26 protein-coding genes and 1 tRNA gene are annotated in these 24252 nt (G+C 33.0%); 8 read left to right on the top strand and 19 right to left on the bottom strand.

Going from position 1 to position 24252, the window contains the following annotated elements; translation table 11 throughout:
* Positions 1–12: 12 nt before the first annotated feature.
* Positions 13–606, bottom strand: a complete 594-nt coding sequence (locus tag OZP06_RS17530; protein ID WP_269223005.1) for a short chain dehydrogenase — start codon at positions 604–606, stop codon at positions 13–15.
* 283 nt (positions 607–889) lie between these two features.
* Between OZP06_RS17530 and OZP06_RS17525 the strand changes: the two genes are divergently transcribed.
* Positions 890–1852 (top strand): NAD(P)-dependent alcohol dehydrogenase, encoded by a 963-nt coding sequence (locus tag OZP06_RS17525; RefSeq protein ID WP_269223004.1) that lies wholly within the window; start codon positions 890–892, stop codon positions 1850–1852.
* A gap of 19 nt (positions 1853–1871) precedes the next feature.
* On the top strand, positions 1872–2258 hold the full coding sequence (locus tag OZP06_RS17520; RefSeq protein ID WP_281324040.1) for a hypothetical protein: 387 nt from the start codon (positions 1872–1874) through the stop codon (positions 2256–2258).
* Between the two features lie 67 nt (positions 2259–2325).
* Here OZP06_RS17520 and OZP06_RS17515 read toward each other — a convergent pair whose 3' ends face one another.
* The 6 genes from OZP06_RS17515 to OZP06_RS17490 form a co-directional block, all read right to left on the bottom strand.
* Positions 2326–2922, bottom strand: a complete 597-nt coding sequence (locus OZP06_RS17515; RefSeq protein WP_269223002.1) for a Crp/Fnr family transcriptional regulator — start codon at positions 2920–2922, stop codon at positions 2326–2328.
* Between the two features lie 443 nt (positions 2923–3365).
* Complete coding sequence (locus OZP06_RS17510) at positions 3366–4001, bottom strand: class I SAM-dependent methyltransferase (RefSeq protein ID WP_281324039.1); 636 nt, start codon at positions 3999–4001, stop codon at positions 3366–3368.
* A 10-nt stretch (positions 4002–4011) separates the two neighbouring features.
* Positions 4012–4920, bottom strand: coding sequence for an NAD(P)/FAD-dependent oxidoreductase (locus OZP06_RS17505; RefSeq protein WP_269223001.1), 909 nt, complete (start codon positions 4918–4920; stop codon positions 4012–4014).
* A gap of 129 nt (positions 4921–5049) precedes the next feature.
* Positions 5050–5274 (bottom strand): hypothetical protein, encoded by a 225-nt coding sequence (locus OZP06_RS17500; RefSeq protein WP_269223000.1) that lies wholly within the window; start codon positions 5272–5274, stop codon positions 5050–5052.
* Between the two features lie 96 nt (positions 5275–5370).
* Positions 5371–6234, bottom strand: a complete 864-nt coding sequence (locus OZP06_RS17495; protein WP_281324038.1) for a helix-turn-helix domain-containing protein — start codon at positions 6232–6234, stop codon at positions 5371–5373.
* A 356-nt stretch (positions 6235–6590) separates the two neighbouring features.
* Positions 6591–6664 (bottom strand) — tRNA-Arg (locus OZP06_RS17490).
* A gap of 114 nt (positions 6665–6778) precedes the next feature.
* On the opposite strand from OZP06_RS17490, the gene OZP06_RS17485 reads away from it, so the two are divergent.
* The gene (locus OZP06_RS17485; protein ID WP_281239543.1) at positions 6779–7291 is read left to right on the top strand and encodes an adenine phosphoribosyltransferase; all 513 of its coding nucleotides are present in this window, start codon (positions 6779–6781) and stop codon (positions 7289–7291) included.
* Between the two features lie 91 nt (positions 7292–7382).
* On the opposite strand, the gene OZP06_RS17480 is transcribed toward OZP06_RS17485, so the two are convergent.
* The 5 genes from OZP06_RS17480 to OZP06_RS17460 form a co-directional block, all read right to left on the bottom strand.
* Positions 7383–7523 (bottom strand): SsrA-binding protein, encoded by a 141-nt coding sequence (locus OZP06_RS17480; protein ID WP_269222997.1) that lies wholly within the window; start codon positions 7521–7523, stop codon positions 7383–7385.
* 76 nt (positions 7524–7599) lie between these two features.
* Positions 7600–9483, bottom strand: a complete 1884-nt coding sequence (locus OZP06_RS17475; protein WP_281324037.1) for a M56 family metallopeptidase — start codon at positions 9481–9483, stop codon at positions 7600–7602.
* A 5-nt stretch (positions 9484–9488) separates the two neighbouring features.
* A complete protein-coding gene (locus tag OZP06_RS17470; RefSeq protein ID WP_269222995.1) occupies positions 9489–9848 on the bottom strand; it encodes a BlaI/MecI/CopY family transcriptional regulator in 360 nt (119 codons plus the stop codon).
* 402 nt (positions 9849–10250) lie between these two features.
* A complete protein-coding gene (locus OZP06_RS17465) occupies positions 10251–11258 on the bottom strand; it encodes an IS110 family transposase (RefSeq protein WP_269221582.1) in 1008 nt (335 codons plus the stop codon).
* A 326-nt stretch (positions 11259–11584) separates the two neighbouring features.
* Positions 11585–12802, bottom strand: a complete 1218-nt coding sequence (locus OZP06_RS17460) for an MFS transporter (protein ID WP_269222994.1) — start codon at positions 12800–12802, stop codon at positions 11585–11587.
* Between the two features lie 207 nt (positions 12803–13009).
* Between OZP06_RS17460 and OZP06_RS17455 the strand changes: the two genes are divergently transcribed.
* From OZP06_RS17455 to OZP06_RS17435, 5 genes are all read left to right on the top strand, one after another.
* A complete protein-coding gene (locus OZP06_RS17455) occupies positions 13010–13612 on the top strand; it encodes a DUF1684 domain-containing protein (protein ID WP_269222993.1) in 603 nt (200 codons plus the stop codon).
* A complete protein-coding gene (locus OZP06_RS17450; RefSeq protein ID WP_281324036.1) occupies positions 13612–14265 on the top strand; it encodes a TatD family hydrolase in 654 nt (217 codons plus the stop codon). The genes OZP06_RS17455 and OZP06_RS17450 overlap by 1 nt, the downstream gene beginning before the upstream one ends.
* Before the next feature lie 23 nt (positions 14266–14288).
* On the top strand, positions 14289–15005 hold the full coding sequence (locus tag OZP06_RS17445) for a tRNA threonylcarbamoyladenosine dehydratase (protein ID WP_281239550.1): 717 nt from the start codon (positions 14289–14291) through the stop codon (positions 15003–15005).
* A gap of 142 nt (positions 15006–15147) precedes the next feature.
* On the top strand, positions 15148–15801 hold the full coding sequence (locus OZP06_RS17440) for an HAD family hydrolase (protein ID WP_269222992.1): 654 nt from the start codon (positions 15148–15150) through the stop codon (positions 15799–15801).
* 74 nt (positions 15802–15875) lie between these two features.
* Positions 15876–16721 (top strand): DUF2911 domain-containing protein, encoded by an 846-nt coding sequence (locus OZP06_RS17435; RefSeq protein ID WP_269222991.1) that lies wholly within the window; start codon positions 15876–15878, stop codon positions 16719–16721.
* A gap of 411 nt (positions 16722–17132) precedes the next feature.
* On the opposite strand, the gene OZP06_RS17430 is transcribed toward OZP06_RS17435, so the two are convergent.
* The 7 genes from OZP06_RS17430 to OZP06_RS17400 form a co-directional block, all read right to left on the bottom strand.
* Positions 17133–17549 carry a cytochrome c gene (locus tag OZP06_RS17430; RefSeq protein ID WP_269222990.1) on the bottom strand — a complete coding sequence of 139 codons (417 nt, stop codon included), beginning with the start codon at positions 17547–17549 and terminating at the stop codon, positions 17133–17135.
* A 29-nt stretch (positions 17550–17578) separates the two neighbouring features.
* Positions 17579–18130 carry a hypothetical protein gene (locus OZP06_RS17425; protein WP_269222989.1) on the bottom strand — a complete coding sequence of 184 codons (552 nt, stop codon included), beginning with the start codon at positions 18128–18130 and terminating at the stop codon, positions 17579–17581.
* 7 nt (positions 18131–18137) lie between these two features.
* A complete protein-coding gene (nrfD, locus tag OZP06_RS17420; protein WP_281324035.1) occupies positions 18138–19514 on the bottom strand; it encodes an NrfD/PsrC family molybdoenzyme membrane anchor subunit in 1377 nt (458 codons plus the stop codon).
* A gap of 17 nt (positions 19515–19531) precedes the next feature.
* Entirely contained in the window at positions 19532–20467 is a 936-nt protein-coding gene (locus tag OZP06_RS17415) for a 4Fe-4S dicluster domain-containing protein (protein ID WP_281239555.1), read from the bottom strand.
* Positions 20468–20622: 155 nt separating this feature from the next.
* Entirely contained in the window at positions 20623–21462 is an 840-nt protein-coding gene (locus OZP06_RS17410; protein WP_281324034.1) for a DUF5777 family beta-barrel protein, read from the bottom strand.
* 16 nt (positions 21463–21478) lie between these two features.
* A complete protein-coding gene (locus tag OZP06_RS17405; RefSeq protein WP_269222983.1) occupies positions 21479–21862 on the bottom strand; it encodes a cytochrome c in 384 nt (127 codons plus the stop codon).
* 456 nt (positions 21863–22318) lie between these two features.
* Positions 22319–23650 carry an ammonia-forming cytochrome c nitrite reductase subunit c552 gene (locus OZP06_RS17400; protein ID WP_269222982.1) on the bottom strand — a complete coding sequence of 444 codons (1332 nt, stop codon included), beginning with the start codon at positions 23648–23650 and terminating at the stop codon, positions 22319–22321.
* Positions 23651–24252 lie beyond the last annotated feature (602 nt).

The following is a 24252-nucleotide window of genomic DNA, read 5'->3' as shown; positions in this document are numbered from 1 at the left end:
CGAATAATAAGATTACGGTTTAATGATATGCCCTGTACCAGCTCCGAAAACACTTTTGCGGAACATAAACTCCAGTTGTTTCATAGTAGTTGGAATTTCTCCTGGGAAATATGGAAAATAATGAGGAGAATTTTCAATCACTGTTGGACTAACCGCATTAATACGAATTCCATTTTCAAGTTCAATGGCTGCTCCACGAACAAATCCTTCCACTGCTCCGTTGGCAGCTGATGCATTGGCGAAGTTTATTTGCGGTTCCTCTGTCAAAGCACCGGTAATTAAAGTAAAAGACCCTTTAGGATTGATATAATGTTGTCCGATTAGTACCAAATTAATTTGTCCCATCATTTTTCCTTCAACCCCTTTTCGGAATGTCTCGTCATTTAATTTCTTCCATGGTCCAACAAAAGTGGGTCCAGCTGTCGAAATAAGAGCGTCAAATGGACCTACCGCTTGAAAGAATTTTTCAATTGCTTCAGGTGAAGTAATATCCACTTGAAAGTCTCCTCCTTCGGAAGCTGCTCTAATGATTTCATGTTCATTTTCAAATGCACTTGATAAGTACGTTCCCATGGTGCCTGTTGCACCTACGATGATAATTTTCATTTGTTTGAATTTTAATTGATTATTTATTCAGCAAAGATATTTCAAGGGCTAAGGCACATGATAGGACAAAAATGAAGTTGAATAGGACTTATTTTAAATAGTACTTGAACGCTTTTAAAGAACAGCATTGGATGTGAATATTTTTATAATAGTCTATCTCAATATTATTTTCTTAAGTGATTTGTAAAATTTTAGAGCGCACTTTTTTTTATTTCTTAACTAAAGTCAAGGGATGAGGAAAATGATCTATTTACATTTGTGCCGTTAAATAATTAATCCTAACATGAAAGCAATAGTCTACACACATTATGGTTCTCCAGAAGTTCTTGAATTGAAAGATGTCGAAAAACCAATTCCAAAGGACAATGAAATTCTGATACGAATTAGTGCAACAGCAGTCAATTCGGGTGACGTGAGACTGCGAAAAGCAGATCCTTTTGTCGTTCGATTATTTTTTGGACTTTTTAAACCAAAAACAAACGTACTTGGTGGCGTTTTTTCGGGTGAAATAGAAAGTATAGGTTCAAGTGTGCAACGTTTTAAAATTGGCGATCAAGTTTTTGGCCATACCGATATGAGTTTTGGCACATATGCCTCCTATAAAGGTTTTCCAGAAGATGGTTCTATAGCATTAAAACCTAATACTATTAAACATCAAGAAGCAGCGGTAATTCCATTTGGAGGAGTTACAGCATTGTATTTTCTAAAAAAAGCTTCCATTCAACCTGGACAAAAAGTGCTTATTTTTGGTGCTTCTGGAGCTGTTGGTTCAGCTGCAGTTCAATTGGCAAAATATTTTGGAGCAAATGTTACAGGAGTTTGCAGTACTGCCAATATTGATTTAGTGAAATCATTAGGAGCAGATAAAGTAATTGATTACACCAAAGAAGATTTTACTAAAAATGGCGAAACGTATGATGTAATTTATGATACGGTTAATAAGATGTCCATTTCAGAAAGTTTGCAATCCTTAAAAACTTATGGAACATTGATTTTAAGTGCCGCTGGATTTTCAGAAATGCTTCAAGGTACTTGGGCATCAAAAACCAGTAGAAAGAAAATAAAAGTACTAACTGGAATGATTAGCCACACAGCAGAGGATATCAATTTTCTTAAAACGCTTATTGAGGCTGGTCAATTAAAACCGGTTATTGACCGAACGTATTCATTAGAACAAATGGCAGAAGCACATACTTATGTTGAAAAAGGGCATAAAAAAGGGAATATAGCAATTGAGATTCATTAAATTGCCAAAAAAATTTGAAATGAATAAAACGGTAAATTCGATACAAATATTGCTAGGAATGCTATTAATGGTGACTGTTTTTCACTTTTTCATTATGCTAAAACTTATTCCTTATGACATTGCTTGGGGAGGTCGCCTTAAAAATGATGCTGAAATGTATCTATTCGAAGCAATTTCGATCTTGATCAATCTGTTTTTAATTTCCATTTTATCCATAAAAGGAAACTATTTAAAATTTCGGGTGAATGAAAAAGTAATAAACAGCATATTGTGGATTTTATTTATCCTTTTTCTTCTTAATACTCTTGGAAACCTATTAGCCAAGACAAACTTTGAAAAAATATTTTCTGTTTTGACGTTAATTTTAGCCTTATTGATTTGGAATATTCTGAAAAAAAATAAATAAGTACCATTGTTAAACGATACTTTATAAAAATATGGAATCATTATTCAATGAAACAATCAAAATTCAATTAGTAAGAACTTGAATTTTGATTGTTTTGAGCTATCCGCTTTCTTATTCTGCTCAATGATTCCGGTTTGACACCTATATAACTGGCAATTTGGTATTGCGGTATTATTTGAAATAATTCAGGTCTTGAATTTAAGAGTTTCACGTAACGTTGTTCAGGAGTATCAGTGGTATAAGATGACATTATTTCCTGTTGTTCTGTAAATACTTTTTCCATTACTTTTCTGGAAACGGTTTCTAGTTTTGGAAATCGACGGTATAAATCTTCTTCTTTTTCTCTATTACCAACCACAAGAATACAGTCTGTAGAACAAGCCATATAATGATTTGAAGGAAGGTTATTACTAAAACTGTTTAAAGAAATTACCCATTGTTCTTCGGTGAAAAAATTACCCGTTTTTTCTTCTGCATCAACAATAAAATACTGCCTCACACAGCCTTCTAAAACAAAATAAGCCTCTGTTGAAATCTGTCCCTCTTTAAGTAATACAGTACCTTTTTCATATTTTTTAATCACCATAGTGGCTGCAATAGCATCAGCTTCTTCCTTTGAAATAGACATTATTCTAGAAAAATAATTTAAGAGTTTGTCTTCCATCGTTTTGTTGTCATTAGATTTGTGGCAAAGTTGAGTCGCTTTTTTTAATTCCGATGGCTAATTTACAATAAAGATTTTATAGCCAAAGGGATGTTCAATTAAACACTAGTTGTCTTTTATTGTAAAACATAATTGATAGTACGACAAACTTTTAAATTATATAGGAATAAAAGGATTTATTCTATGATTAACAGCATTAAATTTTAACCATATAAGCCATATAAGATATTTTTTACTGTGCTTTAAACGAGCACCCTAAAGAGAATATAAGTTAAAACCCTTGATCCGACTACGAGCTTTGACTTAAATGAACTTAATTTTATGCGCTTTCTTAAAAAAGAAAACTGATATGACTTATATGGTCGAAAAATAGTAAACAAATGCTGTTGTTTATAGAATTAAGCGGAATAAAACTAAAATCTCTAAAATTCTATTAAAGAGAGCTATTTTTTCCTTCCAACAAACCGAATCACGGAACCTTTTCCGATATGATATTTGCCTTCTTCTAATGTGATTTCTTTTTCTTCTAATAGTAGGATCTCATAATTTTCGAAGTCGGCTGCTATTTCAGCAGTAGAAAATAGCATATTAAAATCTTTGGGGCCTCCCACTTTTGGATCACGTTCATTATAAACTAAGTGCAATTTACTAAAAGCCTCGAAAATAATAATACCTCCTGGTTTGACATACTCATTTAATTTTTTGTGCAAAAATGATTTCTTTTCTGCAACAAAGTGGGCATAGATTAGTCCAATAGCATCAAATGATGCTGCTTCAAAATGAAGTTGCTCGATATCACCAACTCTATATTCTAGTGAGACATTCTTTTCTTTGGCCAATGCAAATGCCTTTGATTTCCCCTCTTCACTTAGATCAGATGAAGTTACTTTCCATCCTAATTGTGCTGCAAAGACACCATTACGTCCCTCGCCATCAGCAGGCATTAATAGAGTACCAGGTTCAAATTTTTGAACCCATTCTTTAAAAAACAGATTGGGTTCTTTGCCGTACACAAATTCGTTTTCTTTGTATCGCTCGTCCCACATATTTTTATATTCATTATCCCAAGATGTATTCATAATTGTATTTTTAAAATTGTTCTAAAATCATTTTTTTACTAGCCATCATACCTGCAGCTGTTCCCATTGCTACAGAATTTGCGACTGAACGCATACGTGTTGTATTGTCACCGCAGGCAAAAACGCCATCGATAGTAGTTTCTTGAAAAGGATTTACTTTGATATAGCCTTCGTCATTTAATTCACAACCCAAAGATTCAGGAATAGTGCAATGTTGTTCAAATGAGTTGCGGGAATACATAGCCTTGACTTCTGCTTTTGTTCCGTCTTTGAAAATGATATTTTTAAGGTAACCATTATTGTGTTCCAATTTTTCAAATTCTTTATCAACTATTTTTATTTGACGTTTCTTCAGCTTTTCTGTTTGCTCCTCGGTCAAAGTTGATTTCCCATTGGTATACAACGTTAAATCATTTGTCCAATTAGAAATCAACTTGGCTAATTCATTGCCGTGTTCACCATTGCCTAGTATACCCGTTTTTTGATTTCGGACTTCGTATCCATGGCAATAGGGACAGTGCAACATTGATATTCCCCAACAATCTGAAAATCCTTCAATTTTTGGCATTTCATCTTTTATGCCTGTTGCAAAAATTAATTGATCTGCTTGGAATGTTTCGCCAGATGTTACTTGAATTTCAAATCCATTGTCCGTTTTGCTTCCATTTGTTGCCAAACCATCAAAAAACGAAACGGTATCATACATTTCGACTTGTTGTTTGGCAAGCCTTGCAATTTCTCCTGGAGTTTTTCCATCTTGGGTAAGGAAATTATGGGAATGGGGTGTTGGCGCATTACAAGGTTTACCACTATCAATAATTAAAACTTGTTTCAAAGCTCGGCCTAAAGCCATACCAGCAGCAAGGCCTGAATAACTGCCTCCAACTATAATTACATCGAATTTTGTAATATTTTTCATTTTAGTGTCGTTTGAAATTTTTGTTTTTGGGAATGGCAATGTAAGTGCTACAATTGCCAGCCCACTTTGTCTAATGAATTTTCGTCTAGAAGAAAAGTGTAAAGTTTTCTTGCTAACTTTCATGCTAAATTATTTTTTGTTGACCTCAGTTGAAAGTTGACGCAGAATAAAATCTACAAAAGGAACACCTACAAAAACGACCCAAGGCACGAGTATAAGAGTTAGAAAGAATGTCTTAAGAAACAAAGGTAATTCCAATGACGATTTACTCAATAAATAAAGAAATAATGTGATAGAGGGATATATTACAATCCAGATTTTTAAGGCCGCTGTTAATTTCATTTTTGTTTTCATACCGATTGTTTTTTTTGAATATGTATAGTATTTATTCAGCAAAGGTATAAGTAACAGTAAGCTGGTAGATAGGACAAAAATGAAGTTGGATAGGACTTATTTAAAGTTGTTTCGGAAAGCTTCCGGTGTATAATCAGTATGTTTTTTAAAAAAACGTATGAAATAGGAAATATCATCATATCCAAGCTGATCGGCTATTTGGTTTACTTGATTGGATGTTGCCAGAAGTTGTCTTTTTGATTCTAAAACAATGTGCTCATTAATAAGTTCAGAAGGTGTTTTATTTAGCGATGTCTTTGTAATAGCATTCAGTTGATAGGTTGAGATATTCAGCATATCGGCATATTGAGATACTTGTTTGTTTTTAGTAATGTTTGTTTCTAAAAGTTCTAGAAATTTCTCCAGTTGTTCCTGCAAATAGGGATTATTCTCTTTAGACGCCATTTTTTTGTTTTGACGATTTCTAACTAATTCGATAAAGAAAATACTCAAATTGGATTTAATAACCTCTTGATAGCCTTCTTGTTTTTCGCTGTATTCTTTTAATATATAAGACAAAATAGTCTCCAGCTTATTAAATCCATCACTATCAATGCTACAAAAGTTGATGTGACTAACCTTGCGTAAAAGCTCCTGTGCTAATTTGTTTTGAGAGTTAAAAAAATCTGTTTTAAATTGAAGCAAATACCCTGAACTGCCCGTTTTTAAAGTAAGTTGATGTACCTGTCCCGGGCGCATCAGGAATATAGTATGATTGCGAACTTCATATGGTTTAAAGTCTATCTCATGAGAGCCACTTCCTTTTTTTAAAACCAGTATATAGTAAAAATCATGCCTATGCAGCTCTTGAACCATATCTTTCTCCAATAGCAAATCTTGAATATCTCTTACGCTAAAACTTCCAGACAAGTTTGGTTCTTTTGGGCCTTCATGAATATGTCTTATTGGAATAGTTTCCATTTTTTTTAGGTCTCTACTTAATTAAGCGTTGGTAAAACTTAGTTGGAATATTACTTTTTGTTTTGAAATTAGATAAATTATTAAATATGAATCTATTTCGGTATAAATTACATTTTATTTATTTAACGCTGTAAGTATTTATTTAATGAAATATTATATTTGGTTGTCTAAATATTTGTGTAAAGTTAATAATAAAAACTTTGTGCATTTGCTATTTAGTTTCTGTTTAATTTTTGGTCTTTGTTCAAAACTTTTGCACCTGATCCGTTTTTTTTAAAATAGTCGATGTGTTAGTAGTAAAATAGATAATAAAAAAAAACGGGACAAAAGAAGATTTTCTTCTTTGTCCCGTAGAGTGACCTTGACTGGATTCAAACCAGTAACCTCTTGAGCCGTAATCAAGTGCGCTATTCAGTTGCGCCACAAGGCCATTTTGCTTACTTATTCATTGTTTTCAAAGTTGTACATTGAACGTGTTTGCGGGTGCAAATATAGGAATAAATATGTATCTTGCAAGCATGAAATTACATAAAAATTAAAAAAAATGAGTTTAAAAGATTATATACGTGATATTCAGGGATTTCCAAAAGAGGGAATTGTGTTTAAAGACATCACTCCGTTATTAATTGATCCAAATGCAAGAAAAGAATGCCTCGAAATCTTGGTTTCATCGGTAAAAGGTAAAAAAATTGATAAAGTAATTGGTGTAGAAAGCCGTGGTTTTTTTTTCGGGATGCTTTTAGCGCAGGAATTGAACGTAGGTTTTGTTCCGGTTCGTAAACCCAATAAATTGCCTTTTGATACGATTTCGGCTTCTTATGATTTAGAGTATGGTACCGATACACTCGAGATTCATACCGATGCGATTCAAAAAGGGGATAGAGTTTTGATTCATGATGATGTTTTGGCCACTGGCGGAACGGCAAAAGCAGTTTGCGAATTGGTAGAACGATTGGGAGGTGTAATTGTACAATGCAATTTTCTTATGGAAATCACTTTCTTGAACGGAAGAGAAAAGATTGCAGGTAATGAGATTTTTGCAGCAATAACATACTAAATGCTTTTGGTCTAATATTGTTTAAGCAGAAGTAGTCAAAACTACATTAAACTTTAAACCATCTAAACAATTTTAAACTATTCAGGAATTTTTATCCAAGCGCTCTGGTAGTTACATAATAACGATATCCAATTATTGCCATTTGCCATTTTTTAGCTTTGGAAACATCCAATCTTTGTTTGGTGAAGCTTGGAAAAATAAGTTTGTTGATTTGGGCAAGGATTTTATACATTGTTCTATTTTTTTTCAAAGATATAAAAAAAGACGGTTTTGATGAGAAACCGTCTTTTTTTTGAATTTTAATAGAATTAATTATTTTCTTGATCCATTTTTGACTGATATTCCTCCATTTGTTTTTCGTAAACTTTCATTTTCTCTTCAAAAATTTCCATTTGTTCGTTGAAAGGCTCCATTTGTTTATCAAATTCTGCCATTTGTTTGTCAAAAGCTTCCATTTGAGGCTCCAGTTTTTTCATTTTTGCATCATAGTCTTCCATTTTTTTATCGAACTCTTTCCATGCTTTTTTGTCTCCGTTTATAGGGTCTCCTTTTGGTGCTTTAGGTGCTTTTGGGAATGGAGGAGCAGCAGGAGTTTTAAATTTCATAACTGGGGGAGTGGGTGGTACTGGAGGAACAGGCATATTCTTGTCTTGATTATAGGTTCTGTTTTTTGTTATAATTCGGATTGTTTTCCCCTCCTTATTCACATCCATTCTTTCGATTGTACCTTGGTCTAAATTGTCTAATTCGTTTTGGTCTACTTTTTCATCATTGATATAAATAGCATTTTCGCTGCCTATTTTTGCGAATTTTTTTGTAATAATTCTGATTTCTTGTTTTTCATTATTTTTATTGACATTTACTGTAGCAATTTCGTTTGGATCTAATTTGTCCATTTCGACTTTGTCTGATTTTGATCCGTTGATATAAATTTGAGTATCATCTGAAATAGGTGTATCAGCCGAAACAATATTATTTACAACAACTAACTTGTCAACTGATTTATCCTCTTCGACAAAATCGATTCCCAGCATTCCTTTTGAATCTTTTGAAATAGCTATGCCAAATGGTTTTATTGCCTCCGAACTAGCAACATTTCTATTACTGGAAATCTCTTTTCCTTTTTTCAATTCAACAGTTATAGCCGTGAGTTCGTTATTGGAGTTTCTTTTTGTATTTGAAAAAAGAACGGTTATGCCATAACTTTTATTGATTGTTTCTGCTTTTTCTTTTAATTCTTCTTCGGTGGTGTTCTTGGTAATTTTATAAACATCTTCATCATTTGAAGTTGAAGTCAGTTTTTCTGCTTTTGGAATCTGATTTTTCTCTTTTGCAATTACTTCCATTTGGAATAAAAATACAAACGCGACTAGAGCCGGAACTACCAAAACATACTTCCAGGAATTCCATTTTTTTGATTGATTTTTGTTTAACATAACGATTCGTTTTTTGATTAATGATTGATAAAAATGATTGGTAAGCACAACACAATTTTCGTGCGCTGTTATTTTTAAAAGCGTGAGTTGATACGCTTTTTTATCGGATAAATTTTTGGTTGCTTCACTGTCTGCAATAAACTCCAAGTTTTGCAAAATGGCTTTTTTGTACAGCCAAACAAATGGATTGAACCAAAAAAGAATACAAAATAAACGCGTGATTAAAACGTCTATGGTGTGGTATTGTTCGCTGTGTACTTTTTCATGCTCCAGTATACTTTCCAGTTCGGACTGAGTGTATAAAGTGGAGTTGTAAACAATAGTATTGAAATAGGAAAATGGAGCTACATTTTCTTTTAAGTCTATAAATTTATGGTCGGCATGTTGTTGAATGGTTTTGCCTTTTAAAACGCGATTAAGGCTGTAAAAGTCAAAAGCAAATTGGATTAAAAACAACACTGTTCCAATACCATAAGCAGCAACCAAAACGAGTTGCCAATTGATTTCAAAACTTTCTTTTTGTACTGGAACACTATGAGGGATTTTGGACCAATCAAAATTGTTTGGTGTTGGTTCTACCCAAACAATAGTGGTAAAAATGATCCAAGGCAAAATTACAGAGGTGAACAATCCTGCCAAAAGATACCAACGATTTGCGGTAAAAAAAGTTTCTTTTCGCAATAAGAAATAATAGGCGATATAGAACATTGCTATCAGTCCGCTGGATTTTGCTATATTTAGGAATAGTGTTTCCATATTTGTTATTGTTTTTGCTCAATCATAGCTAGAATTTCTCTCAGTTCATCGGCGGTTATTTTTTCTTCTTTGGCAAAAAAGGAAACCATATTTTTATACGAACTGTTGAAATAATTATCAATGGCAGTATTCATAAAGCGTTTTCTGTAATCTTCTAATGTCACTATTGGGTAATATTGATGGGTATTTCCAAAGGCATTATACGAAACATATCCTTTTTCTTCAAGGTTACGTATAATTGTGGATAACGTATTGTAATGCGGTTGATCCTCTATGATTTCGGCCATTACTTCTTTTACAAATGCTTTTTTGAGCTTCCATAAAATGTGCATGATTTCTTCTTCTTTGTTTGTTAGTTTTTGCATGATGAATTAATTTGAAACAAACTTACAACTATAATTCTAGTTAGTAAACTATAAATATAGTTATTTAACTAAAATTTTAGTTTTATGTTGATTTTGTTGGGATTGGGATGTATAATTGTCCTAACAGGTTTCCAAAACCTGTTAGGTATTTTTATCAGATTATTTTAATATTTAAGCAATGTTTTTAAAATCTAAAAGCCCTGAAAAGTTATTGGAACTTATGAATGCTTATAAAATACAACAAGGAATACCTAACAGGTTCTGAAAACCTGTTAGGATACGTGTATAAAAGCGATATAATTATAAAATATCAAATAGAACACGACTTTTTTTTGCGTGAGGGGTAGGAGCAAGCTACCGAAGTAGCGCATTCTATGATAAAAAACAAATAATTTTAAAATATTAACAGGCAAATTTATATGTATTTATATATGGTGTTTGTCTGTTAATTACAGAGAAAACACGTCCTATTATTTTGCATTTTACATTGTTTAAGACTAACATAGCATTTTTGCCTTCTCCTTTTTTTCTTTCATAATATTCTTTGAGTTGCGGATCGTGTTTTACCGCTGTTAAAGCACACATTTGTAATATTGATTTCATTTTTTTATCTGCCATATGATTGACTTTGGTTCGTCCTTTTATACTCGAACCCGATGTATGTTCAAAAGGTGCGGTTCCAGCGTAACAAGCCAATTTTCTGGCATTATCAAATGCTGTAAAGCCTCTTGTAACAATTAGCATATAGATAGCCGTTTTATCTCCAATGCCAGGAACACTTTTAATCAACTCAAATTGTTTTTTCAATTCAAAATGATTACATATTATTGCTTTCATTTCCTTCTCAATAGATTTTAATGTTGCTTTTAAAAACTTCACTGTTTTATTATTTATTCCTTTAATTGATTGATAAACTTGTTTTGGTGTAAAATCAGCATTCTCTTTTGTCCCTTCAAAAATTTTAAATGATTTCATTACTTTTTCTCTTTCAGTGAAAAGCAATTTTAATTGTTGAATTACTGTTTCTGGTAAAGTAGACAGTTTTAGTTTGTCAATATTTCGAATACTGTACAAAGCAATGTCTTTGGCATCTGCTTTGTCATTTTTACCTCTCGAGATCCCTTTAGATCGTTTGATTTCAATGGCCGGCACAACCCAGAAATCAAGATTGTTTTCAGATAGACAGCTGCTTAAAGGGAAAGTATAAACCCCAGTGTTTTCACAGCAAAATAAAACAGCACTTAAATCTATCTTCTGTTTTATTAAGTTTTTAAAAATTTCCTTAACGCCTTTTAAATTGTTTTCGACAATGAAATGATTAGTTACATTAGGTTCTTCTTTTTTTAAAAGAACCACATCCAATTTTGATTTTGAAATGTCAACGCCTACATAAAATAAATAGTTTTTCATAACTTTGAATTTAGGATAAACAAAAATGTTGAACTTCTTTAGAGCCTTTATTAGACCTTGATGTCTATCATTCTATTTGAAGCAATTCAACGGGATTCAAGGAGAAGACAGAGGACTAATGCGCTACATAAGTCACAAGCTTGGCGGATAGCATAGTTCACCTCTGTTTTCCTTTGAATAAATTTAGTGTTATATTAAATACAAAGTAAAGGCGGATGACCCGACCGCATTAAGGAAAAGAGCCGAATAAGCGTTGCTGTAATTTGGCTCTTTTTCTTAATGGGGTCACGCCCAAATGAACCTTAAATAGTTACCGAAGTTGGTTATTATTTTTGCTCGTGCTGTATCATTTTGTTGAGCCAAATGCCGCAAAGTAATGCTAACATTCCAAGGCTTCCCATTATAAACCAATTCACGGTATAGCCAAAATGGCCAATGATTTCGAGACCAGTTTTAGAACTGGCAATGTGAGCCAAACTGAAACTCATAGTGTAAAGCCCCATATATTGGCCTTCTTGTCCTTTTGGCGCTCGATTGAGGGCTACGGCATTGGCAAATGGAAAGGAAAATATTTCGCCCAAAGTGAGCAACACTATGCTGATAACCAAGATACTTACCCAAGAATCGAACAGTAAAATGTAATATCCTGCCGCAATGCATAAGGAACCATAGCCTATGTTCTTGACTTTATTGGCTTTTTTGCGTTCCAATCTACTGACTATTGGCATTTCTAAAAGGAAAACCAATAGTCCGTTTACAGAAAGGAGCATACCTGTTTGGAATTCGCTTAGGCCAAATTTTTCATTGTGATATAAAGGAAGTGTCGTGAATATTTGGAAAAACACCATCGCCGTGATGAAACTGATGAACAACAGCAACCAAAAAGGTTTGTCCTTGTAGATGGATTTTGGAACGGTTTTGGTCACAACATCATCGGAGTTAATTGGGATTCTCTTTTTCTCTTTGATATAAAAAGCAAATATCAAAATTGCGATAATACAGGAACCTCCATCAACCCAAAAAAGGCCAGAGTACCCCATTCCTAAAATAATCAACCCGCCTAATGTGGGACCAGCCGTAAAACCCAAATTAACAGCCAATCGTACTAAAGACAAGGCTCGAACTCTGTTTTCGGGTTTTGCATACACGCTCAGGGAAACGAACATGGCGGGGCGAAACATATCAGAAATCGCCATGATGATAAACATACCAATACACAATCCCCAAAAAGTAGTGATGTATTGCAGGATAAAAAACAGTATTCCGCTGGTAAAAAGACTAAAAATCATGATTTTATAAAATCCAATTTTATCGGTCAATTTGCCTCCCATCCACGAACCCAACATAGATCCCAACCCAAAGGCGACCATAATCCATCCCACTTCGCCATAGGTAAAGTGTAAATTTTCTTTTAAATATTTGGATAAAAATGGTAGCACCATTGTACCCGCCCTATTCACAAAAGTGATTAAAGCCAGTATCCAGACTTCGCGTGTGAATCCTTTGAAATTGTTGATGTAGCGACCGAGTGCAGTTCTGAGCATTAGAAATTTTGAATTTTTTCAAAGGTAAAACTAAAATGTTTAACCGCAAAGAGTGCAATGGAAGCGCAATGTCCGCAAAGCTTAGCGTACTTAGCGTAATTCTTTGCGGGCATTGCTGTTATTGTATTAATGCCTTTCCATCTTTTTGATAGGTTATGGCTTTGTACCTTTCCAACTTTAAACTATTTTTGCTTAAAATTTAAAAAAATGAGAGTTATACTGACTTTGGTTCTATTGACATTATTTAATGTAGACTTTGCCCAAGAAAAATTTGATGTGGCGGTTGTCGAAAAATTTCAAAAAGACCTCAATTCCGAATATGCAGATGCCAAGACAAGTCCACTGTTAGCTGAAGATTTAGCACATTTCCAGGTGTTGGATTTTTATCCTATAGATGAAAAAGCTTTTGTGGTTGCACAATTCATCAGAACTGAGAACGAAAAACCGTTTGAAATGCCAACTTCAACAACCAGAAAGCCAATGTATGTGAAATATGGGGAAGCTCGTTTTCAGATGGAAGGAAAAGAGTTCAAACTAAATATTTATCGCAATATTGAACTCTCCAAAAAAGAGGAATACAAAGACTATTTGTTTTTACCCTTTTCGGATTTGACCTCCGGTAAAGAGAGTTACATAGGCGGAAAGTACATTGACTTGAAAATTCCATCTGGAAATACGATTGTTATCGATTTTAATTTATCGTACAATCCTTATTGTGCCTACAGTCCTAAATATTCTTGCCCAAAAGTTCCCTTGGAAAACGATTTAGGAATCGAAATCAAAGCGGGAGTAAAGAAATTTCATGACTAATGCAATATATTAATTTGCATACCCACAAATTTACGAATCAGGACACGGTTTTAGAACTCGTTAATCAATATCCGCATGAATTTGATGCAACTATTCCGTTTTATTCAATTGGGATACATCCTTGGTATATCGATGAACAAAGATTGGAGAGCGATTTGGAAATCATTGAAAGTAGATTGCAAGAGCCCAATTGTCTCGCTCTAGGCGAATGTGGATTGGACAAGCGCGTAGAGATTCCGCTTGAATTGCAACAAATAGTTTTTGAAAAACAATTGCTTTTAGCACAAAAACAGAATAAACCTGTTGTAATCCATTGTGTGGCGGCATTTCAAGAAGTAATTGCTTCCAAGAAACGTTTGAAAATTACAGTTCCGATGATTATTCATGGTTTTTCAAAAAACAAACAAGTGGCTAAGGAAATGATTGATAATGGATTTTATATTTCGTTTGGTAAATATTTAATGCGCAATCTAGAATTGAAAGAAGTTTTCGAAACTATACCCAATGATCGTTTTTTTTTGGAAACCGATACTTTGGAAGAAGGAATCGAAGAAGTGTATGCGTTGGCAGCCCGATATAAAAAATGGGACATAGATGAAATACAACAACAAATACAACGTAATTTTGCAGCAGTTTTTAAAAAGCAACTTTAAGAAATAAAATAAAAAGAATTAATATGGCAGAGTGGACAGAAAGAGCCGAACTATTATTTAAAAAAGAAGGATTACAAAATTTACAGAATGCCCACGTAATGGTCGTAGGGCTTGGCGGAGTGGGGTCTTTTGCAGCCGAATTTTTGGCAAGAGCAGGAGTGGGAACAATGACTATTGTAGACGGAGATGTGGTTGATATTACCAATATCAACAGACAATTACCCGCTTTGCATTCAACCGTGGGGCAGCCTAAAGTGGACGTTGTAGGAGATCGATTGATGGATATCAATCCCAAATTGAATTTGATACGAATAAAAGAGTTTCTTTCGCCAGAGCGCGCTTTTGAAATTGTTACGGATGAATATGATTATGTTTTAGATTGTATAGATAGCGTTACGCCAAAATTAAATTTAATTATTGCAGCCAAAAGAAAACGTGTAAGAATTTTAAGTAGTATGGGAGCGGGAGGAAAAATGGAAGCTTCTAAAGTAAAAGTTACTGATATTTCTAAAACAATCAATTGTTATTTTGCCAAAACCATCAGAAAGCGTTTGAAAAAAGAAAAAATTAATAAAGTGAAAGTGGTTTTTTCGTCTGAAATTCAAGATGAATCCAGTCTAAAAATGACTGATGGTTCCAATTTTAAAAAATCTTTCTACGGAACCAATAGCTATATGCCAGGTTTATTTGGTTTATATGCTGCAGAAACGGTAATTCGCTATTTGCTTAAGAAAGAATAAAAAGTTTACATTGTTTAAGAGTTTAAAAAGTTTAAGGTTGGGCTAAAACTAAATTTCAGAGAATGTTTTACCAATGTTAAACGACTTTTATTAAACAATTTGAAACAAAATAAAACTTTAAACAATTTAAACTAAAATTTTAATGATACAAACCGTAATTTTCGACATGGATGGTGTAATTGTTGATACAGAACTCGTACATCGTTATGCGTATTACCAACAATTTGGCGAACTCAATATTGAAGTTCCAGAAGAAATGTACACATCTTTTACAGGATTGTCCACTCGCAATACTTTTCAGAAATTGAAAGAGCATTTTCAGCTAGAACAAGATGTAGAAGATTTGATTTTGAGAAAAAGATCCATTTTTAATGATGCTTTCGATAGCAAAGAAGACTTGACTTTATTAGAAGGAGTGGAGCATTTAATTAAAGATTTTCATCAAAACGGAATGCAGTTGATAGTGGCTTCTTCGGCTTCAAAAGTGACGATTGATCGGGTTTTTCGTCGATTTGATTTACACCAATATTTTACGCATATCGTAAGTGGTGAAGATTTTCCAAAATCAAAACCACATCCTGCTATTTTTGAGCATGCGGCTTCATTATCTATTGCACCAAAAGAAAATTGTATCGTAATTGAGGATAGTACCAATGGTGTAAAAGCAGCTAAAGCTGCTGGTATATTCTGCGTTGGATACAATAGTTTTCATTCAAAAGATCAAGATTTAGTATTGGCTGATGTGGTAGTAAATCATTTTAATGAATTGAATTTTGAAATTGTTTCGAAATACTAAATCTGAATTAAGATATAATTAACATTTGGCACTTTCTGAATTTGTAAATTTGAGCAATTACTTAAACCAATAACATGAAAAAAATATGTATTGCTATAGCTTTTATTATAGCTCCTTTTATTTCTGAGGCTCAATTGAAAACACCTCAAGCAAGTCCAAAAGCCACTGTTTTCCAAACTGTAGGATTAACAGATGTTGAAATTGTTTATTGTAGACCGGCCGCAAGAGGTAGAGCCGTTTTTGGAAACTTAGTCCCATTTGGGAAAATTTGGAGAACTGGAGCCAATGAAAATACAACGATTTCATTTAGTGAAGATGTTGTCATCGATGGTAAAACCTTGCCAAAAGGGAAGTATGCTTTGTACACGATTCCCAAAATTGAAAGTTGGGAAGTAATTTTTTATTCCACTACAAACAATTGGGGAAATCCAGAAGTTTGGAATGAAGCAAATGTTGTACTTAGAACTACTGTGAAAGAAGAATCTTTGCCAAAAGCGGTAGAAAGTTTTACTATTGGTATAAATAGTCTGGATGCTAATTTCGCTTATTTGGATATGGCATGGGAGAATTCTTCAGTTTCTATGAAATTTGAAGTTCCAACTCAAAAAGTAACTCTTGCTAATATCGAAAAAGCTCTAGCAGGGCCTACATCTGGAGATTTCTTTTCGGCAGCACAATATATTTTTCAATCGAATGGAGATAATACAAAAGCTTTATCTTATGTGAATAAAGCATTAGATATGAGCTCTGATAAACCATTTTGGTATAACAGATTGAAATCATTGATTCAAGCCAAATTGGGAGACAAAAAAGGGGCTATTGAAACAGCTAATCTTTCTCTTGCAGCTGCTGAAGTGGCAAAAAATCAAGATTATGTAAAAATGAATAGAGAAAGTATCGCTGAATGGAGTAAAAAATAGTTATTTTTCTTAATATAGTGACGGTTAGTAAATTTGTTCGGAAACTTTACATTTGTTATTAAACTAAAATGCCCCCAAAAAGGAAGATACTTTTGGGGGCATTTTTATGAATAAAAATCAAGTATAAGGTATTAGAGCATGTATCGGGCAGCCAATCAGTATAATAGATTATTTCATTTATTTTTATGAAAGATTTTAATTATGCTTTTTAGAAAAGTATGAAATGATAAATTGTATTATTTGTATACACTATATTCTATTTTAATAAATTATAGCCTCTGTACTATAAATGATATTAAAGAATTTTATGTATTAAATAGGAATAGATGTTTTTAACTTTTTATTTAATTTATTATACCAAAAATGGGTTTGATTGCTCAAACCCATTTTTGGTATAAAATTATAATGATACTATTTCATAGTTCTCATATAGGCAACAACAGCCCAAATTTCTGAATCACTTAATTTTTCTTTAAATGAAGGCATTGGTTTTCTACCTATTTTTGTTTTGTAGAACAATTCTCCATCAGACAATGATTGAAATTCTTTTGAAGAAAAATTACCACAACTAATATCAATTTTGTCCGCTTTTGTTCCATCACCAAGTCCTTTAACACCATGGCAAGATTTGCAATCTTTTCCCCAAATGGCTTTTCCATCACTTATAGCTGTTGCATCTCCAGCTTTTACTGTACTTTTCTTGCTTGCATCAGCAGCAGGAACTTTCCATTCTTTACCTTTTGGTTTTGCTTGTGCATTAGTAGTTTGCGTAAACATTAAGACTGTTACTACTGCTATTCCTAAAAGGATTTGCTTCAAATTTTTCATAATTGTAAATTTAATAGTTGTTTTAATAATTAATTTTTATGCTCTGTACCTAATCTCTTTATTCTAAATACTTGTACTACGGAGTAAATTAAATAGCCCCATACTAAACCAATAGCTAATAAAGAGGAAACAATAAAATAAATTGGAGCTTCTTCTCTTCCGGCTGAGATTGATCGTTCTTGTACATTTGAGTTATCACTCACAACAATTTTACCCCAATTTACTTCAGCTCTTGCTTCAGTATTCATATAGTTTTCGTCGTCAGCTATTTTAGCAAATATAATCAATTTTCCGTTTCTAGATGGAATATCTTGAGGAATTTCAAAAGAAGCCACACCTGTAGAATCTGTGGCTACCTCTTCGCCTATGGGTAAATTACTGAACAAGCGCTTTACAGATAAATTTACAGGTACTTCAGAAACTGGCTGTCCTTCAGATGTTACTAAAGCTTTGCAAATGTAAAGAGAATCCGCTTTTTCAAAAGTTAAGGTGATTTTTGCTACTTTATCTTGTGCATTTGAAATTGTTATAGCAAACAAAATCAATAAGCAAGTTGTCATAAAATATCTATATTTTTCCATTTGGGAATTATTTATAATTAATGATTTCTTCTTTTCCTTCTAATTTTCCTTCCGCAACTTCCCATACAGATATGATTGGGAAAAATCTTGAGAACAAGGTTGTAATAAGCATGGTCCCGGCAATTGTTGCTGCTACTATAGTCATTTCAATCAAACTCGGTGTGTAATGTTTCCATGACGCTGGAACATCTTGTATAGGCAATAAAGGATGAGAGAGACCAGGTATTACAATCAAATAAAATTTAAACCAGCCTGCAATTAATACAGCGAGTGCTATAATTGTTAGCGGTAATGGTTTTCTCATTTTTTTGAACATCGGCAAAACACTTGGTACCAAAATTCCAAAAAACACAACTGACCAATAAAAAAAGGCATTATTACCAACAAATAAATCCAATAAGTGATTGGCATGCAAACCTGACATTTTATATGCAGGAACAAGATATTCATTGATGTTAAAGTAGGCATAAATTAATCCCATCAGTACCATTGCTTGACCTAATTTGTCAAAGTGCATTTCTGTTAAATATTTTTCTAAATGGTATAATTTTCTAAAGGAAGAAATAGCGATAATCATTACTGCAACTGTTAATAAAGCAGAACCTGAAACAAAGTAGGCACCAAAATTAGTACTATCCCATTCTGGTCTTAAGGTTGTTGAGAAAAGCCATGCGCTTACTGTTCTTAATGCAATTCCTAAAGGAATTAGTAAAACGGTCAAAATAAGAACTGTTTTTTTAAGTATTTTCCATTGTTCTGCCGTACCGTGCCAACCAAAAGAAAGAATGTCATACATTTTTAATTGCCATTTCGGAAGATTTTTCAAATGATTTTTGCAAGTAGATAGAGATGGTATTAATGCAATAAAAAGGACCAATACACAGGTTACAAAATAAGTCGCTACAACTATAATGTCCCAAACAATAGGAGATTGTATTCGTCCATATATAAATAAATGATGCAGTCTATCTGGACGTCCCATTGAAATCATTATGCAGATTCCAGCCATGGTTATACTAGATAATGAAATCACATCTGCAATTCTAGAAAGAGGTCTGTACCATTCAAAATTCGTCAATTTTAATATTGCAGACATAAATACAGATGATAAACTTAAGGCTACTAAAAACAAAAAGTTGGAGATATAGATCCCCCACATGGTATAATCTCTTAAGCCAGTAGTAATATATTTACCCCTTGATTCTTGTAAATAATAGGCAACAACTCCTGCCAAGAATACTGCTGTTAGAAATGCAATCCATATTTTACCTGCTTTTCCAATCTTTTCAATTGGTCTGAGCAAGTCGTCTTTCATAATCATATACTCTTCCTGGGTAAAGGTTTCGTATTTTGTTGATTCGGGTATATTTTTTTCTTCAGACATAATTTTCTTTTTAAAGATTATTCTTTTGTGTTATGTGCTTCGGTTGCATCTTCAAACGGGAAATTTCGAGCAACTGGAGGAAGGTAGTATACACGTGGTTTTGTACCTAATTCTTCAAATTCACGATAAGCTCCTCTATCTTGTAAAAGTTTTTTCAGTCTGAAGGTATCTTCACCATTGGTAACTACATCTTCTAATTCGTCACCATGAAGTATGGCACCATTTGGACATTCTACTACACAAGCAGGCAATAGCCCTTTAGAAGATCTGTCAGTACAGAAATCACATTTTGCAACAGTTCCTTCTTGTGCAAAAGGCGTAGTACAGTGGTTTGGATCCGAAGTGTCGTTTTTATGTTCTTCGGTAAATTTTAATTGTTCTGGTCTTCCAAAATTAAAAGTACGGGCAGAATATGGACAAGCAGCCATACAGAATTTACATCCTATGCAACGATCATAATCCATGGCAACTATTCCGTCTGAACGTTTATAGGTTGCATCTACTGGACATACTTTAGTACAAGGTGGATTGTCACAATGGTAACACATAGTAGGGAACCAATATGGAGATGTTAACTCTGAATCTTGCATCTTTTTTACCTTGATATACTCAATAGGCGCTAATATGTTATGCGCTTTTTGACAGCCTTCAATACATTTTCTTTCATTAGCACATTTTGCTAAATCAATAACACGTATGAATTTTTTACCTTCAACTCCTTGGCGAATTTCTTCTTTGGAAAAGTTATCATTTGAAGCATGATGATCAACATGTGAGCTATCAACCTCGATTAATTTTCCATCAGCTGTAAGTACTTTTACTTTTTTCCCGGTTTTTTCTTTATCATCACATGAAATAGTACTTACTACTGCTGTTCCTGCTAAAGCTACACTACCTAAAGCGCCAAGTTTTAGGAAATTCCTGCGGGACGATTTGTTGTCTTCTTTTTCCATCTTATTTCTATTTATATGTAAATAATTATTTCAAAACATTTGAAGATTTATGTTTTTGAAAAGGGATAATGATGCGGAGTTTTATAAATAAAAAAGAGGATTACATATCGGGATGATATAAACCCTCTTTTATTAATAGTATTTTTAAAAACTGCCTACCAAGATTTTGTAATATTAAATCCTATCATGAATTCTCCATCAAAGAAATCATTAGAATTATACATAATGTTTTGTTGGTTAACAATTCCTTTAGAATTGCTTATAAACAATTGGAATGCATGCTGAACAGCACTGTATTCCAACCCAATACCAAAACCTGGTTTTGGGGTACTTTGCTCATACTTCATCAAAGGAGTAGTAGCATCAACAATAAGTGATATGTCTGGGATAAACATATATCTACCACCTGCACTAAAGGCTGCCATATCGTTTTTTATTGCCTTATCTACTCGATTATAGTGAGAATAGCTTGGAGCAATTTGAAATGAAATTGTTTTGCTTACCTTTCTAGAAATTATTAATTGATTGTAAAAGGACCAACGATCTGAGGTGTGATAAAAACCCTCTTTCGGTGATGCATTAACAGTCCAGTTTCCATAATAAGTTAAATTAAAAGGCATTTTGTCATTTTTAGTTTGTTTAAAAATGGCTGTTTTTAAATTAAAATCTTGTAGTCTACTGTCTTTTGTAGAACCAAATCCAACGGTAATTCTATCTGTAACTGCATAACTTAAGGCTATGCGAATGTTGGTAGCTCCCCAAACTCCTATCATGTCATTTGTGCCAGTTACCAAACCAAAACGGTGATTCATAATAAATTCTATAGTACCTTTTGAAAAAACGCGATCAGTTTGGTTGTCTATCAAACCAGTACTTTCGAATGCTGGTTTTTCATATTCAATCTCTACGGGTGCAATAGTATCTGTTTCCTCTTGCGCCAATAGCGAAAGGGGGAAAACAAACAGCGCTATATATATTAATTTATATAATTTCATTTCTGTTCTTTTTAAATTAGTTATTAAGAGCGCCATCATTAATCCATTTTTTGACCAATTCAATTTTTGAATCACTTAATTTTCCTGCAGGAGGCATTAGTGGTGCTCCCACACCAATTAAACATTTATATAAAATGCTATTTGCTGCGTCTGCTGGAACTACATATTTGTTGTTTTTTGTTAAAGCAGAATAGGAATTTGCAGCCGTTAAATCCGGTGCCGTTGATCCAGTCGAATGGCAATTTACACAATTTTGATTCCACAATGGTTGAACATCTTTTGCATATGAAACAGTGTCTGGAAGAGGAGTAATTGCTTCTGGTGGCACTTCGTCATAGTAACAGGATGTGGCCATCAAACTCACTGTTAGCATCATTATATATTGAATTATTTTTTTCATCTTTTTATTTTTTAATTGAATAATTGTTTTATAAAGTTTTATTCAACAATTTTCATTGTCAAAAGATTTAAAATTTCGTAAACAATCGCTATGTAACTAAAGAAAGAGTGTTATGCCAAATTTTATTTCTTTTACAAATTTCAAATTTTGTTACTCATACAGTATAATTGTTTGCTAACTTCCAAGTAATATTTACATTCTCGATTTGTTCAATTTACTGTTTTGATTTTGATATTGTTTCTAGAATTATTTTCTACATAATAACTACTTTCATTAATAGTTTCAGTAGCAACTACCATTATAAAGAAGTGTTCAATAAAAAGAACTCTAGCAATCAATGGAATAACGCATCTTGCTGATTAAGATTCCTATATTCAATAGTTATATTAGAATGTAGTACTGTTTTATTAATACCTCCGGGTTTTTGCCCAGAGGTATTTTTATTATTATATTTTTTTATTTTAAAGCTTCAATAGAATTTTGAATTAAAGCCATTGAGTAAAGTGGATTGTGAACTCCTTTACCTTCATCTCCTGTTACTAGTTTGTAATTCCAATAAGCTTGTACATATTTTAAAGGAAAATCTGTTCTTGATTGATACCAAGTTGTTGCAGTTGTTGTTCCTGAAGCTGGTGTTGTTGGGAACGGAGTATTGCCATTAGCGCTATCATATGCTATTATACTTACACTAGAACCTGTAACTTTAAAATAAGTTGGTTTTGATGCGAATGCAGCTACTAATTTAGAAACTTCAGTATCAAATTTTGTATGGAAAGTTTCTAATGTGGCTTCTGGAGTAGGATGACATGATACGCAAACATTAAAAGCAAGTTTCATTGTGTGTGAACCCGTATTTGTAGTTCCAGTTTTTGGAGTATCCATGTGGCATTTTACACATGAAACAGATTTGAAGTGAGCAGCCGTTTTAGAAGCAGGTAAGTGTGTAGTTGTTCCTTCAATATCAATACCGTTGATTCCCATCCATAAATCTCCTTGTTCTGAAGCGTGTACTCCAGTACCAGTATTAGAGTAATTTTTGTAATAGGTAGTACCTGCTGGATAAGGAGCAATTGCATCTGCCAGTTTTCTTTGAGACCAAAATCTATATAAAGGACCTTTTACAGGATCATTAGTTATGACAACATTCCCAGAAGCATCTTTTTCTGCCATTTCAATAACGGGTCTTTTGTAATATCCATTAGAATCTGGTCTTGCTTGGTGACATCCAATACAAGTGTTTGCAGAACTAACACCATCAGTTGGAGATGCATTTAAAAAGAAACCTGGATTCGTTTTTTGAGGTACAGCATCTATATTTCTTAAACCATAATCATTTCCGTCGGTTGTAAAATTAAGGGATCTGTGGGTAGTTCCATGACAACCAGTACAAGATATAGAGGTATAATTGTCATATCCTCTAGGATTTGGTTTTCCATACATTTTTGTGTCTATATATCCTTCTTGTGAGTGACATTGAGAACAAAATGCTCGATTGCTATTTAAAGATCCATCAGCAAAAGTAGTATTTGTTCCATAAGTATGTTGAGAATATACACCAGTAGCTTCGTTTAAAACCCCTTTTGCGTGCACTGATTCTCCATAAGCAGCAATAATAGGTGCCTTGTGAGCTACAGAGTGACAAGATTCACAAGAGGCAGTTCCAGCAATTCCGTCTGTTCCGTTTGTTCCTGCAGGACCTGGAACCGGTACATAGTCATCATGGCTACAACCTTGCAACACAAAGATAACTGAAAAAAGTAGGAATATTCCTTTTTTTAATGTTTTCATAATAGTGGTGGTTTTAGTTTTTAAAAATTTTGATTTATTTTATTGTAAAAGTCTTAAATATCTTTTATTTAGAGTATGACATTTATCATATTCTTAATGTTATCATAATTTATGTTAAATTTAATAAAAATAAATGTATGAAAGAGGGAAAATTAAATATTTTTTTGTAAAAACTGTTTTAAATTATAAAAAGTTAGGTTAATTCTAAAAAAATATTTAAAAATTAGATTCAGCAGGGTTGTATCTCTTCACATTTTACTGCTTTAATTGTGATTTATTGATGTTAAGTAATTTAATATCAGAAGCTTTATGGTGTGTGATTTGTTTGTTTGTTTTGTGCTCTTAATTTAATATTTTTAATTAAAAAAGGTAAATTCCTTAAATATTTAGTCAAAATTCTATTAGTTGTGTAACTTTTATTTTGTCTTTTTAAGTGCTTTTTTAATAAAAACAGAATGTATTGAATAAACGGTACCTAAAAATTATACAAATACAAAAAGGATGAGCCCGAAACAATATCGAGCTCATTTTTGTTGCAATTACTTTAATATTTACTTGCTTTTTTGTTGACTTTTCAGAAATTGAAATTCTTTTCAGAATAA

It is taken from the genome of Flavobacterium sp. IMCC34518 (assembly GCF_027111095.2).
Classification (GTDB): Bacteria; Bacteroidota; Bacteroidia; order Flavobacteriales; family Flavobacteriaceae; genus Flavobacterium; species Flavobacterium praedii.
This window is presented reverse-complemented; position numbering and strand designations above follow the sequence as displayed.